The following is a 13,347-nucleotide window of genomic DNA, read 5'->3' on the forward strand; positions in this document are numbered from 1 at the left end:
CTCTTGACGGTACACGCCACGGGCCGGCCCGGTTGATCTCTAGACTCAAGAACATGTCTGGAGCAGAACGTTTATCGGCCATTCTTTTAGAAAAAGACTGTGCGCCCGGTTTGTGGGCCTCGGTGGAGTCGGGAGAAATGGATCTCTTGGTACCTGAACTTCCTTTGTTGCTTATGGAGCAAGATCCGATTCATAAGCACAAAGATGTGTTGGCTCACACCATTGCGGTGGTTAATAAAACGGAGCCGGAGATTACTGTGCGCTTGGGGGCGCTTTTCCACGACATAGCGAAGCCCCGGACCCGGTCGTTTCAACACGGTGGGGTGACTTTTCGTCACCATGAGATTGTGGGGTCGCGTATGGCAGAGAAACGTTTGAAGGCTTTGGGGTACGAAGAACCTTTGGTGGAACAAGTTGTTGAGCTGGTGCGTTTATCGGGTCGTTTTAAGGGGTACGCCGATGGCTGGTCAGATACGGCGGTTCGTCGTTATGCCCGTGACGCTGGCCCGTTGTTGGGGAAACTGAATCACATGATTCGTTGCGACTGCACCACTCGCAATAAAGCAAAAGCAGCGGGGGTGCAAGCGGCCATGGATGATCTGGAGCACCGCATTGGGGTGTTGGCAGAACAAGACCGTAAGGCAGCCGAACGTCCTGGTATTGATGGTGCGGCGGTGATGATTCATCTTGATCTTTCTCCGGGCCCAGAGGTGGGCCAAGCTTTGGCATTTTTGTTGGCGTTAAAACGCACCGAGGGCGACCTTGGAACAGAAGAACTGCATGGGCGTCTTGATGCGTGGTGGGCGGAGCAAAACTAAACGCCGATAAGCGCCACGGTAACGAAGTGGGCCATGATGGAGAGATGAGTGAACGCACTGATTCTTTATTAACCGCTTTGACTTTGGAAGAGAAAGTTTCCCTCATGACGGGGGAAGGCTTGTGGCATGGCCATGGGGTCAAACGCCTGGGTATTCCGGGTTTGAAGGTGAGCGATGGCCCCAATGGGGCGCGTGGGTCTGGCTTGTTGGGTACGGGTATTCCTGCTTTGTGTATCCCGTGTGGCTCGGCGTTGGGCGCTACCTGGAACCCCATGCTGGTTGAACAATTGGGTGAAGTTTTGGCGCTCGAAACCCACGCTCGGGCTTGCCATGTGTTGCTGGCTCCTACGGTAAACATTCATCGGACTCCTTTGGGGGGTCGTAATTTTGAGTGCTATGCCGAAGACCCGTACCTGACTGGCCGTATAGCGGTGGGGTTTATTCGGGGCGTGCAAGGGGGTGGCGTGGGCACCACTATTAAGCATTTTGTGGCTAACGATTCTGAGTTTGAGCGCCACAGTATTGATGTGCAGGTGCCAGAGCGGGCCTTGCGGGAGATCTATTTACGGCCTTTCGAGATGGCGGTCGCGGAGGCTGAGCCTTGGGGAATCATGTCGGCTTATAACCAGATTAATGGGGAGTTTGCTGGGGAAAATAGTCGGCTACTTTCTGAAATTTTACGTAAAGAGTGGGGCTTCACGGGGGTGGTGGTCACCGATTGGTATGCGGCAAAGTCCACGGTGGCTATGGCTCATGCAGGGTTGGATTTAGAGATGCCTGGGCCAGGGATTTTTTATGGTGAAAAATTGGTGGCTGCCGTCCAGTCTGGCGAGGTACAAGAGTCGGTACTTGATGAAGCGGTGCAGCGTTTGCTTTTGTTGTTGGAACGCACCAATGCTTTTGAAAACCCGTTGGACCAACCCGAGGCAGAACTTGAGGTACCGGCGCACCGGGCCTTAGCGCGACGGGCGGCTACCGAAGCCATGGTGTTGCTGAAAAATGATGACGTGTTGCCGCTTGATATGACGACTATTTCTTCTCTGGCGGTGATTGGCCCGAATGCAGCAACGGCCATGTTGATGGGCGGTGGTTCGGCGGCGCTGGTGCCTCAGCGTGCGGTTACTCCGTTGGAGGCTTTGCAGACCCGTTTGGATGGTCGCTGCAGGGTACGTCACGAGGTGGGGGCGGTGACCGATCGCTCTACGCGGCCGGTGCCTCGACGGTTGTTGGTTGGTTCCGATGGCTCGCCGGGGTTTGAGGTCAAGTACTACAACGGCACCAATTGGGAGGGCGACCCGTATGTGGTTGCTGCGGGCAAAGGGGGCCGGTTGCTTACTCCGGAGGACCAGTCGGGTTCAGAGGAACCGGGGGTGTTTTCGTTTCGGGCGGTGGGGCAACTTACTGCTGAGTTGGATGGACCGCATGTGGTCACGCTTATTCAGGCTGGTGATGCGCGGGTGTTTATCAACGGCCAGGTGGTGCTCGATGGGGTGACGGAAACCTTGCCTCGGGGGGAAGCTTTTTTTGGTCGAGGCAGTATTGAGATTGAAGCCACCGTAGAGCTGACCGCTGGGCAGCCGGTGGAGATGGTGGTGGAGTTCGCTAGCGATAAGGGCTCTTTTTTACAGGGCGTGCAGGTTGGTTTGCGGCCCCCTCTGGTGGATGATTTGATGGAACGAGCGGTGGCCGTGGCTCAAGAGTGTGATGCCGTGGTGTTGGTGGTGGGTACGAACCTTGATTGGGAAACCGAAGGCCGGGACCGCGAGTTTATGGAACTCCCGGGGGCTCAACCTGAGTTGATTCGGCGGGTGTGTGCAGCTAACCCCAATACTGTGGTGGTGCTTAATACGGGTTCGGCGGTGACCACCGACTGGGCGGAGGATGCCCCGGCGGTGCTGCAAACCTGGTTTGGTGGCCAAGAGATGTCTGAGGCTTTGGTTGATGTGTTGGTGGGAGATAACGAGCCATCGGGTCGGCTGCCTAACTCGTGGCCTCACCGGTTGGAAGACACTCCGGCATTTTTGAACTATCCAGGTGAGGCCGGGGTAGTGCGTTACGGCGAAGGGGTGTTTGTGGGGTACCGCTGGTACCAAGCGAGAGACGTGCCGGTGGCTTTTCCGTTTGGGCATGGTTTGGGCTATACCGAATTTTCTTGGGGTGAAGCGGCATTGGGCAATACGATTTCTTTGGCCGATCTTGAAGCGGGTGCTTCGTTAACCGTGACGGTGCCCGTAACTAATGTTGGGGAGCGCCCGGGTTTTGAGGTGGTGCAGTGTTATGTGGCCTCGCAAGATCCTGAGTTGGCTCGCCCGCCGCAGGAACTCAAAGCTTTTGCCAAAGTGTGGTTAGCCCCCGGTGAAACAACCGAGGTGGCTTTGGTGTTGGATCACCGGGCGTTTGCTTATTACGACCCGGGTGACCCTACTTATGCTGAGCGTAATCATCGGGTACCGGTGGCTACTGGTGGGCATCATCGTGGGCATCGGGGTCAGCATGGTTGGTTTGTTGACCTCGGGGTTCATGAGATTCGTTTGGCTGTTTCGTCGGCGGTGGTTCGTCAAACTTTGACAGTGGACTTCGCGGGCTCTGAGGGTTAGTCTTTCAGTGATAACCAAACCGGGGAGCTCGGGCCTTGTGCCGGGCTGAGAGGGCAGAGGCTGTGGCGAGGCTGCAGGGGTACTGCCGACCCGCTAAACCTGAACTGGGTAATGCCAGCGGAGGGAGCGCTCATGAAACGTCTCATTTCTTTTTTCTTACTGGCTGGGTTAACGCTGGTGGCCTGTGGTGAAGAAGCATCTCAGCCCGTGCCGGAAGGTATCGATGGTCAAACTATTACCTTGCTAACTCACGGTTCTTTCTGGGTTTCTGAAGGAACCTTGCAGGCTTTCACTGATCAAACCGGAGTGCAGGTGGAGTTGTTGGAGGGCGGTGATGCGGGTGAAATGGTTGCTTCCGCTATTTTGACGGCTGGCAACCCGGTGGCCGATGTACTTTATGGTGTTGACAACACGTTTTTGCAAAGGGCGTTAGATGCCGATTTGTTCGAACCGTATGCGTCTCCGGCGTTAAGTAACGTCCCTTCGGCCTTGCAACTCGATGGCCAGCACCGGGTGACCCCTATTGATTTTGGTGATGTGTGTATCAACTATTGGGGTGATCGGTTTGACGAGACGTTGCCTCCGCCGGATTCCCTCGATGATTTGATTGATTCTCGTTACGCCGGTCAACTGGTGGTACAAAATCCGGAGACTTCTTCGCCGGGTCTGGCTTTTCTGTTGGCCACCATTGCCGAATATGGCGATGGGTGGGAAGAATATTGGGCGTCTTTGCGACGTAACGAGGTAGCGGTTACCACCGGTTGGGAGGAGGCCTACTATGGCCAGTTTGTTTCGGGTGGCGGTGACCGACCGTTGGTGGTTTCCTATGCTTCGAGCCCTCCGGCTGAGTTTATTTATGCCGATCCTCCAGTTGTGTCTCCGCCCACCGGGGTGTTGCTGGATACTTGTTTTCGACAAATTGAGTTTGCCGGGGTACTAAAGGGCACGCCTCATCAAGCGGCTGCCCAAGCACTTATTGACTTCATGTTGTCGGATACTTTTCAAGAGGATATTCCTTTGAACATGTTTGTTTTTCCTGCTTCTCAGACGGCGGCTTTGCCGGAAGCTTTTGTGAACTTTGCTCGTTTGGCAGAGGACCCGTATCAGCTTTCGCCGGCCGACATTGAGGCTCACCGCAATGAGTGGACTGAACGTTGGACACAGATCGTTTTACGTTGATGACCTTGCGCCGCCTCGCTTGGCCTGTGGTGGTACTGGTTCCTGTCGCCTTTTTGGGAGTGTTTTTTCTTTGGCCGGTGGCCAATATTTTGGTGAGAGGTTTTACTGGGGAGCGCCTTTGGGGCTTGCTTCGTGATGCGGTGTTTTGGCGGGTTTTGTGGTTCACGGTGTGGCAAGCGGCGGCTTCAACGGTGCTTGCTCTAGTTTTGGCTTTGCCGGGGGCGCATTTGTTGGCTCGCTTTCATTTTCGGGGGCGTTCTTTGTTGCGGGCTTTGGCTACGGTGCCGTTTGTTATGCCTACGGTGGTGGTGGCGGGTGCGTTCACTGCATTGTTTGAGCAGTTTGGGTTAAACGATGGGGCGTTTCGTATGCGTCACACGGTGTGGGCGTTGTTGGCCGCTCACGTATTTTTTAACTTAGCGATTGTTTTGCGTACCGTGGGGTCTTATTGGGAGGGTCTTGATGGTCGGGTTGAGGACCAGGCTCGGTTGTTGGGTGCTCGTCCGGGTCAAGTTTTTCTTCGGGTGACTTTGCCTCGTTTGGCGCCGGCGGTGGCTTCGGCCGCTTCGGTGGTTTTTCTTTTTTGTTTTACTTCGTTTGGGGTGATTTTACTTTTGGGTGGGCCTACCCGGGCGACGTTGGAAACAGAAATTTGGCGTCATGCGGTGTGGCGGGGCGATATGGCGTCGGCGTCGGCTTTGGCGGTGGTGCAGTTGGGGGCGGTGATGTCTTTGGTGTTGGTTAGTAACTTTTTGCAGCGTCGTCGGGGTGGCCGGGAGCAAACTCGTCTTGTTTCTCGTCCGGTGCCTTCTCGACGGTTGTTGGGAGCCAACTTGGGGTTGTTGTTGGTGGCGCTTGGGCTTCCGATGTTGGTGCTGGTGGAGCGGTCGCTGGCTACTGGTTACGGGTATTCGCTGGGCAACTACCGGGCGCTGACTGATCGGGTGACGTTACTTCCGGTTTCGGCCATGACTGCTTTGGGTAATTCGTTGCTTTTTGCTGTGGTGGCTACGGCGTTGGCTGTGGTGGTAGGTGGTTTTGCTTCGTTGGTGGTGGTGTATGGCCGCCGTTCTCTGAGTCATTTTTTTGATTTCGGCATGATGTTGCCTTTAGGGGTCTCGGCGGTGACTTTGGGTTTCGGCATGTTGGTGGCTCTTGATGCCCCTCCGTTGGATTTTCGGTCGTGGCGTTGGTTGGTGCCGGTGGCTCATGCTTTGATTGGTATTCCTTTTGTCTTGCGTACGGTGGTGCCTACTTTGCGTCGTATTGACCCCAAGGTGCGGGAGGCTGCCCGGTTGTTAGGTGCTTCGTCTTTTCAGGTGGGTCGTTTGGTGGATTTTCCTTTGGCGGGTCGGGCTTTGGCGGTGGGGGCGGCTTTTGCTTTTGCTGTTTCGGTGGGGGAGTTTGGGGCGACTTCTTTTTTGCCTCGCCATCCCGACCGTTTGACGGCGCCCTTGGCTCTTTTTCGGTTGTTGGGTACCCCGGGTGACGTGTTGCGGGGCCAGGCCATGGCTTTGGCGGTGGTTCTTATGGTGTTGACCGGTTTGGCGGTGCTGGTGATTGAAGGGCGTCCCCGTGGTCGAGGCGTGGTACGGGGTGATTTCTAATGCTGCGTCTTGAGGGAGTCAGCGTGTGTTTTGGTCGAAATCATGTGCTGAATCAAGTCGATTTGTCGGTGGCGGCGGGGGAAGTGTTGGTGTTGTTGGGTCCTTCGGGGTGCGGTAAGTCCACCTTGTTGCGCACCATTGCTGGGTTAGAAACGCCTAGCGAAGGCCAATTATTTTGGGGGGCGCAAGATTTAACCGGTTTGCCGGCGCATCAACGGGGTTTTGGCATGATGTTTCAAGATCATGCTTTGTTTGGCCATTTGTCGGTAGCCGACAACGTGGCTTTTGGTTTGCGTATTGCTGGTTGGGGGGCCGAACTGCGTCAGAAAAAGGTTGCTGAGTTGATGGCTTTAGTCGGTTTGGTCGGTTTTGAAGGCCGCTCGGTTGACGCTTTGTCGGGCGGGGAGGCTCAGCGGGTGGCTTTGGCTCGCTCTTTGGCTCCGGATCCTCGTTTGTTGATGCTGGATGAGCCGTTGGCTTCGTTGGATCGTGCTTTGCGGGATCGGCTGGTCAGCGACTTGGGCCAGCTTTTGCGTGAGTTGGGCCAGTCGGCTATTTACGTTACGCACGATCATGGTGAGGCGTTTGCTTTAGCGGATCGCATTGCGGTGATGGATGGTGGCCAGATTGCTCGTTGTGGCCGGCCGGTTGAGGTTTGGGCTGATCCGCGGACGGAAGCGGTGGCTCGCAGCATTGGTCATCAAAATATTTTGTCGCTTGATGATCAAGGCCATTGTGTGTTGGGGCGGTTGGGTGGCCAGGCTGGTTTGGTGTTGGTGCGTTCCGATGGCTTGCGTTTGGCGCCTACTGGGGTGGCGGCTCGGGTAGTTGGGTCGGTGTTTTCGCAAGGCCGCTACGATCTTCAAGTTGAAGCCGGTGGTCAACTTTTGCAGTTAAGCGCTGTTGAGTCGGTGGGTCTTGGCGACTTGGTGTATTTGGCTTGGTCTGATGATGCGGTGGTGCCGTTGAGGTCTTCGACTACTTAGTTAAAGAGTTCGGCCACCTGAGCGCGTATTACTTTGCCCATGGTGTTGCGTTCAAAGCGTTGAACAATGTGCCAAGCGTCGGGCACTTTGTAGGCGGCGAGTTTTTGGTGAGTGAACTTGGCCAGGTCGTCTAAGTCAAGGTCGGGATGGGCGACGAGGGCGGCGGCTACTCGTTGGCCGAGACGTTCATCGGGGAGGCCCAGCACGATTGCTTGGTTGACGCCCGGGTAGGTCAACAGCACACGTTCTACTTCGGAGGGGTACACGTTGGCGCCGCCGCGCAGAATCAGGTCGCTGCGTCGTCCCCGCAAGGTGAGGAGCCCGTCTTGGTCTAGGTAACCCAAGTCGCCGGTGTGGAGTAACCCGCCGCGTAAAGCTTGTTGGGTTGCTTGGGGTTGGTTCCAGTAGCCCAGCATGGGGGTCCATACTCCGGCCCAGGGGCCAGTGGTTTGTGGGCCGATACAAACTTCGCCAGTTTGGTCGGCGGCCAGCGGCAGGTCGTCTGGGTCCAGAATGTGCAAGACCACGGGGTCGAGGGCTTGGCCGGCACCGTTTTCGTCGGTTTGAGGGGCATCGTGGCGTTGGCGTACTACCCCTGAGGGGGCTTCAGAAAGCCCATAGCCCATGGTGCAGGGGAAGCCGAACTTGTCTTGCCAGGCTTGGCGTAGTTCTGGCGGGGTGGGCCCGGCGCCCACGATGACTTGGCTGAGTGAGGAGAGTTGTTTGGCAGTAATTTTTGGGTCGTGGACCATGTCGTGTATTTGGGTGGGCACCATGAGCATCCGGTTGACCTTGGTTTTTTCTATGGCTTGGGCGATGCTGGCGGTTGGGCCAGGGTTCAAAATGACGGTGGCGGTGCCGCGGACAAAGGCTGAGATGGGCCCCAAGATCATCATGTTGAGTACGGTTAGGGCCAGAGCGGTGCCGTTGCGTTCGTTGGACAGTGGGGGGTATAGGGTGCGGGTGCTGACCCCGGGCCATAACAGGTTGTGTTGGCTGTGTACTGCTCCTTTGGGGCGCCCGGTGGTGCCGCTGGTGTAGGCAATGGCCGCTGGTGCGTGGGGGTCGATAAGAGTTTCTGGTGCTGGGTGTCCGGCGGCCAGGAGGTCTTGCCACTCGGAGAGGTTCAGGTTGGGTCGGTTGCCTACGGGACGGTCGGGGTCGGTGAGAACTAGCGAGGCTCGGGCGTCGTCCATCATCCAGCAGGCTTCGTCGTCGCTAAGGTTGGGGTTTATGCCGAGCCATAGGGCGCCGAGTTGTTGGGTGGCTAAGAAGGCTTCAACGAGCGCTGGGCCGTTGGCTATGCGGGCTACCACTCGGTCGCCGGGGCGGATGCCCAGAGAGGCCAACCCACCGGCCGCCGCTTCGGCTTGGGCCGCTAAGGCTTGCCAAGAATATTCGATTTTGTCGTGTACGAGAGCCAGTCGCTCGGGGTGATGAGCCAACCCGTAGTTCAAGAGGCCGGCAGTGGTGAAGGGCCCTTGGGGGGCGGGGTTGGGGGCGGGGCGTACCACCAGTCCTCGGTGGTCCAGCGTGAGAGCCGGAGGGTTCATCGCAGATGCTGCCAGAGTTCACGTTCTTGTGGTTCGGGGTCGCTCAACAGGGTGTGTTGGTCATCGAACTCCATGACGTGGCGGTCTTGTGGGGTGTAGGTGGGCCAGGTGCCGAGGGTTTCCGTGGAGGGGTTTCCGGTGGCAATGAATGCCCCCCAGGCCTGGTGCATGGCTTGGGCTACGGCGTCGGGGCGTTCCACGTCGCCCAAAAAGTCGCTGACCCCGGGCCGGTCTAAGGTATTGAAGGTAAAAGGAATCTCTAAAGCGTGAGAGGCCCCTAAGAGGCCGTCGAGGGCTTGGGAGTCCCAGGAGAATTGGTACATAAAGGTGGTGGCTTGGTGGGCGTGCCGGTTGTCGGCTAAACGAATAGCGGGAATGCGGAAGACCCAGTCGGTCGAGATGGCGCACGCTAACCAGCCGGGGTCAAGGTGCCCTAAGCGTTGCCGGTAAATCGTTAAAAGATCTTCGGGGTTGTCCACCATGCGGCCTACATAGCGTTCGGCTTGGTTTTCGTCGAGGCTGGTAATGCCCCATAAAGCCATTTCGTCTTGGTTGGTGCCGATGAGCAGGGCAACGCCAGCGGCCGCTCCTTGCGCCAAGAGGTCTGCGGGGGGTTGAGGTAAGGCGGCGTTGCCCCACACGGGGTAAAAGGCGTCGACCCCCTGGGTTCGGTTGTGGTCGTTTTCGATTACTCGTTGTTGGGCTTCCAAAATGTCTAAAACGGGCAGGGTGCGTAATTCTTGGGCGGTGGGGTGGCCTAATTCGGTCAGCAGTTCACCGGCGATGGCCGTGCCGTCTTCTGGGGGGTGAATATGGTGGGCGGCTCCGCTTTGGGCAATGGCTTGATGAAAAAGTCCGGAGGTTTCCGGGGAGGCCATGAGGTTGCAGACGCTAAAAGCGCCGGCTGATTCTCCGCCGATGGTGACGCGGTTGGGGTCGCCGCCAAAGTTGGCGATGTTTTCTTTTACCCAACGCAGGGCGGCAATTTGGTCCAGTGTTCCGTTGAGGCCGGCGGTTGATAACTGAGGGTCTTGAGGAAAATGTGGTCCCAAATTACAAAAACCTAAGGCACCTAACCGGTAGTTAATGGTGACCACCACAATGTCGTTGGTCAACGCAAACGAAGTGCCGTCGTACCAGGGCACAGCACCTTGGCCATGGAGATAGCCGCCGCCGTGAATCCACACATAGACCGGTCGCTGCTGGTCATCTACTGCTGGGGTGACCACGTTGAGAGTGAGGCAGTCTTCGTCCCAGTCCACCGGTATGCGGTTGGTGAGTCCTTCGCCGGGGAGTTGCGGGGCAGCGGGCCCGGAGCGCCGAGCGTCTCGTTGACCGTCCCAAGGCTCGGGTGGGGCTGGCGGGGCGAAGCGCAGGTCACCCACTGGTGGGGCGGCGTAGGGCAGGCCTGAAAAACGGTGGACGCCATGGCGGGTACGGCCGACTACTTGGCCTTGGGCGGTGGTTGCTTGGGGGTTCTCGGTGGTTTCCATCAGACTTTTATTATCAAGGCTTCGCCTTGTCCTCCGCCGCCGCAGAGGGCGGCGGCTCCGAGGCCTCCGCCTTGGCGTTTGAGTTGGTAAGCCAAGGTCAGCGCTACCCGGGTTCCTGACATACCAATGGGGTGGCCTAAGGCTATGGCTCCTCCGTTTACGTTGACCACTGAATCGGGCACCCCGAGAGCCTCGGTAGAGGCAAGGGCCACGGCGGCGAACGCTTCGTTTATTTCAAAAAGGTCAAGGTCGGCGATGCTCAAGTCGGTGCTGGTGAGTGCTTTTTCTATGGCGTTGGAGGGCTGGTTTAACAAACTGGTGTCGGGGCCTGCTACTTGCCCGTGGGCCACGATTTCGGCCAGGGGCTCAATGCCTAATGCCTCGGCTCGTTCCATGGTGGTGACGATGACGGCGGCGGCTCCGTCAGATATTTGCGAGGCGTTGCCGGCGGTCAGGTTGCCGTCGGGGGAAAAAGCGGGGGCCAATCGACCCAAGGTTTCTTGGTCAATGTCAGGCCGAATACCTTCATCGTCGGTTACCAGCACGGGGTCGCCGCGTCGCTGGGCAATGCTGACCGGCACGATTTCTTGGGCCAGTAAACCAGCGGCTTGGGCGGCGGCTGCTCGTTGGTGTGAAGATACTGCGAGGGCATCTTGGGGGCTGCGTTCCATGCCGCGTTGGGCGGCGTAACGTTCGGTGGATTCACCCATGGCGCAGTGTTCAAGCGTGCAGGTCAGCCCGTCGTACATCATGGAGTCAACAAGTTTTCCGTCGCCGATGCGGTAGCCAGAACGGGCTTTGGTTAAGAGGTATGGGGCGTTGGTCATGGATTCCATCCCGCCGGCGATGATCATCTCTGCCTCACCGAGGCGAATCATTTGGCTGGCGAGGTGTATGGCGTGGAGGCCAGAGAGGCAGGCCCGGTTTAACAAGGTGGACGGGGTGGTCAGCGGGATTCCTGCGTCGGCGGCGGCTCGGCGGGCTGGTACTTGCCCTACGCCGGCTGCTACCACGTTGCCGAGGTAGGCGAAATCTATTTGCTCGGGGGTAACGCCTGCTCGCTTGAGGGCGCCTTTGATGGCCACCGCTCCGAGGTCGGTGGCGCTTTGGCTGGCTAGAGAGCCTTGGAGTTTGCCGATGGGGGTGCGGGCTCCGCTTAAAATTACTATGGGCGACATGGTTCTCCTTGATGGGTGGCCGGGTGCGGCGTGATGTTTAGGTTAATCGGTGGAATCCGTAGGGCTGTCGTCCGGGTCGGCTCCCACCAGGGTGGACCACAGGTCTTGGTAGAGGCCACCGGCTTTTCTGAGTTCTTGGTGGGTGCCGCGTTCAATTATTTGGCCTTGGTCGAGAACCACGATTTCGTCGGCGGCCATTACCGTAGAAAGACGGTGGGCGATAACTATGGAGGTTCGGTCGGCCAACACGTCAGCTAAAGCGGCTTGCACTAACGCCTCGTTTTCGGTATCGAGGTGGCTGGTTGCTTCGTCCAAAATAACGATGAGCGGGTCTTTAACCAGCAGGCGGGCAATAGCTAGGCGTTGTTTTTCTCCTCCGGAAAGCCGGTAGCCCCGTTCGCCTACCATGGTGTCAAACCCTTCGGGGAGGTCTTCAATGACGTGGAGAATACGAGCAGAACGGCAGGCCTCGATCAGGTCTTGATCGGTGGCTTCGGGGCGGGCGTAGCGCAGGTTTTCGCCTACTGATTCATGGAACAGGTGGGGGTCTTGGCTGACTACCCCGATGCGGGCTCGTAACCCGTCTTGAGTTAGCGACCGTACGTCATGCCCGTCGACGGTGATGGCTCCTTCGGTTACGTCGTACAGGCGAGGGATCAACGAGGCCATAGTGCTTTTACCGGCGCCTGAGGGGCCTACTATGGCTAACATTTTTCCGGGCTCGACCGAAATATTAATATTTTCCAGGACCAGTCGTTCTGGTTCGTTGGGGTCGGTCAGGATTTCAGTTTCTAGTGAGGCCACGGTGGTTTCCCCGGGTGAGGGGTAGCGAAACGACACGTTGTCAAAGCGTAGGCCGCCAGAGGTTAAGAGGTTTTGGGGGTCTTGGGCGTCGGGGGCGTCGGCTACTGGGTTTTGGGCGTCGAGTACTTCAAAGACTCGTTCAAACGAAACGAAGGCGGCCATGAGGTCAACGCGAGCGGTGGTGAGTTGGGTGAGGGGGCCAAAGAGTTGGGTAACCAGCACACCTAGCGAAGCGAGGGTGCCGATGGTGATGGCTCCTTCGATGGCCAGCGAGCCACCTAGCCAGTAAACGGCGGCGGTACCGAGGGCGCCTAGCAAGGTAAGAGCAATAACGAAGGTGCGGCTATAAAGAGCGTTACGGATGCCGATTTGTCGTACCCGGTCGGCCCGATTAGCGAACCCGTCGCGTTCTTCGTCGGGTCGGCCAAAGAGTTTGGCGAGCAGCGCACCGGACACGTTGAAGCGTTCGGTCATGGTGTTGTTCATGGAGGCATTGAGGTTCATGCCTTCTCGAGTGATGTCGGCCACTATTTGGCCAACTCTGCGGGCCGGGAAAACAAAAAGTGGCAGCATGACGAGCGCCAAAACGGTGATGCGCCATTCCAGGATCATCATGGTGGTGACGGTGACAATTGCGGTAATGGTGTTAGATACCACCGTGCCCAGCGTGCCGGTGAGCGCTCGTTGAGCGCCGATGACGTCGTTGTTGAGGCGGCTAACTAAGGCGCCGGTTTGGGTGCGGGTAAAAAAGGAGAGCGGCAAGCGTTGCACGTGGTCGAACAAAGCGACGCGTAGGTCAAAGATGAGTCCTTCGCCAATGGAGGCCGACCAGAATCGTTCCATGAAGGAAAGCACTGCTTGGGCAACGGCGGCTAGCACCACCATGCCGCCTAAAAAGGTGAGTTGGCGGCGGTCGCTGTTGGCGATGGCTCCGTCGATGATTTGGCGAAAGAGTAGTGGCGGTACTACCCCCAGTAAGGAAGCCGCTACCAGGGTGAGTAAAAACCCGGTGATGCGTGAGCGGTAGGGGCGGGCGAACCCCCACACTCGACGGCGGGTTTCTGGGCCGAGGTTTCCGGAGGCTGGTTGTTGATGCGCCATGGTGTGGAGCATGCGCATGGGTGAAGTCATG

9 protein-coding genes and 1 riboswitch are annotated in these 13,347 nt (G+C 57.7%); of the genes, 5 read left to right on the top strand and 4 right to left on the bottom strand.

Annotated elements, in window-relative coordinates:
- Positions 1-53: 53 nt before the first annotated feature.
- From EYQ49_07555 to EYQ49_07575, 5 genes are all read left to right on the top strand, one after another.
- Positions 54-818, top strand: a complete 765-nt coding sequence (locus tag EYQ49_07555) for an HDIG domain-containing protein (GenBank protein ID HIG25726.1) — start codon at positions 54-56, stop codon at positions 816-818.
- 44 nt (positions 819-862) lie between these two features.
- Entirely contained in the window at positions 863-3,415 is a 2,553-nt protein-coding gene (locus tag EYQ49_07560; GenBank protein ID HIG25727.1) for a beta-glucosidase, read from the top strand.
- Between the two features lie 10 nt (positions 3,416-3,425).
- A riboswitch (TPP riboswitch) is annotated at positions 3,426-3,560 on the top strand.
- Entirely contained in the window at positions 3,548-4,594 is a 1,047-nt protein-coding gene (locus EYQ49_07565; protein ID HIG25728.1) for a thiamine ABC transporter substrate-binding protein, read from the top strand. (Overlaps the previous riboswitch by 13 nt.)
- A complete protein-coding gene (locus EYQ49_07570; GenBank protein HIG25729.1) occupies positions 4,594-6,201 on the top strand; it encodes an iron ABC transporter permease in 1,608 nt (535 codons plus the stop codon). Before EYQ49_07565 ends, EYQ49_07570 begins: the two co-directional genes overlap by 1 nt.
- Positions 6,201-7,187 carry an ABC transporter ATP-binding protein gene (locus EYQ49_07575; GenBank protein HIG25730.1) on the top strand — a complete coding sequence of 329 codons (987 nt, stop codon included), beginning with the start codon at positions 6,201-6,203 and terminating at the stop codon, positions 7,185-7,187. The genes EYQ49_07570 and EYQ49_07575 overlap by 1 nt, the downstream gene beginning before the upstream one ends.
- On the opposite strand, the gene EYQ49_07580 is transcribed toward EYQ49_07575, so the two are convergent.
- Genes EYQ49_07580 through EYQ49_07595 form a run of 4 tightly spaced genes read right to left on the bottom strand, consistent with a single transcriptional unit; the run spans position 7,184 to position 13,346 of the window.
- Entirely contained in the window at positions 7,184-8,740 is a 1,557-nt protein-coding gene (locus tag EYQ49_07580) for a long-chain fatty acid--CoA ligase (GenBank protein HIG25731.1), read from the bottom strand. The genes EYQ49_07575 and EYQ49_07580 overlap by 4 nt on opposite strands.
- Positions 8,737-10,233: a carboxylesterase/lipase family protein gene (locus EYQ49_07585; protein ID HIG25732.1), complete on the bottom strand. Its 1,497-nt coding sequence runs from the start codon at positions 10,231-10,233 to the stop codon at positions 8,737-8,739. The genes EYQ49_07580 and EYQ49_07585 overlap by 4 nt, the downstream gene beginning before the upstream one ends.
- Positions 10,233-11,411: an acetyl-CoA C-acyltransferase gene (locus EYQ49_07590; GenBank protein ID HIG25733.1), complete on the bottom strand. Its 1,179-nt coding sequence runs from the start codon at positions 11,409-11,411 to the stop codon at positions 10,233-10,235. The genes EYQ49_07585 and EYQ49_07590 overlap by 1 nt, the downstream gene beginning before the upstream one ends.
- Before the next feature lie 42 nt (positions 11,412-11,453).
- Positions 11,454-13,346, bottom strand: coding sequence for an ABC transporter ATP-binding protein (locus EYQ49_07595; GenBank protein HIG25734.1), 1,893 nt, complete (start codon positions 13,344-13,346; stop codon positions 11,454-11,456).
- Position 13,347 lies beyond the last annotated feature (1 nt).

The sequence above is a fragment of the Acidimicrobiia bacterium genome (assembly GCA_012959995.1).
GTDB lineage: Bacteria > Actinomycetota > Acidimicrobiia > Acidimicrobiales > MedAcidi-G1 > MedAcidi-G2B.

What these genes read in the sequence shown, in the direction of transcription:
- EYQ49_07555 (HIG25726.1), top strand. Translation starts at nt 54, where the DNA reads ATGTCTGGAGCAGAACGTTTATCGGCCATTCTTTTAGAAAAAGACTGT.
- EYQ49_07560 (HIG25727.1), top strand. Translation starts at nt 863, where the DNA reads ATGAGTGAACGCACTGATTCTTTATTAACCGCTTTGACTTTGGAAGAG.
- EYQ49_07565 (HIG25728.1), top strand. Translation starts at nt 3,548, where the DNA reads ATGAAACGTCTCATTTCTTTTTTCTTACTGGCTGGGTTAACGCTGGTG.
- EYQ49_07570 (HIG25729.1), top strand. Translation starts at nt 4,594, where the DNA reads ATGACCTTGCGCCGCCTCGCTTGGCCTGTGGTGGTACTGGTTCCTGTC.
- EYQ49_07575 (HIG25730.1), top strand. Translation starts at nt 6,201, where the DNA reads ATGCTGCGTCTTGAGGGAGTCAGCGTGTGTTTTGGTCGAAATCATGTG.
- EYQ49_07580 (HIG25731.1), bottom strand. Translation starts at nt 8,740, where the DNA reads ATGAACCCTCCGGCTCTCACGCTGGACCACCGAGGACTGGTGGTACGC.
- EYQ49_07585 (HIG25732.1), bottom strand. Translation starts at nt 10,233, where the DNA reads ATGGAAACCACCGAGAACCCCCAAGCAACCACCGCCCAAGGCCAAGTA.
- EYQ49_07590 (HIG25733.1), bottom strand. Translation starts at nt 11,411, where the DNA reads ATGTCGCCCATAGTAATTTTAAGCGGAGCCCGCACCCCCATCGGCAAA.
- EYQ49_07595 (HIG25734.1), bottom strand. Translation starts at nt 13,346, where the DNA reads ATGACTTCACCCATGCGCATGCTCCACACCATGGCGCATCAACAACCA.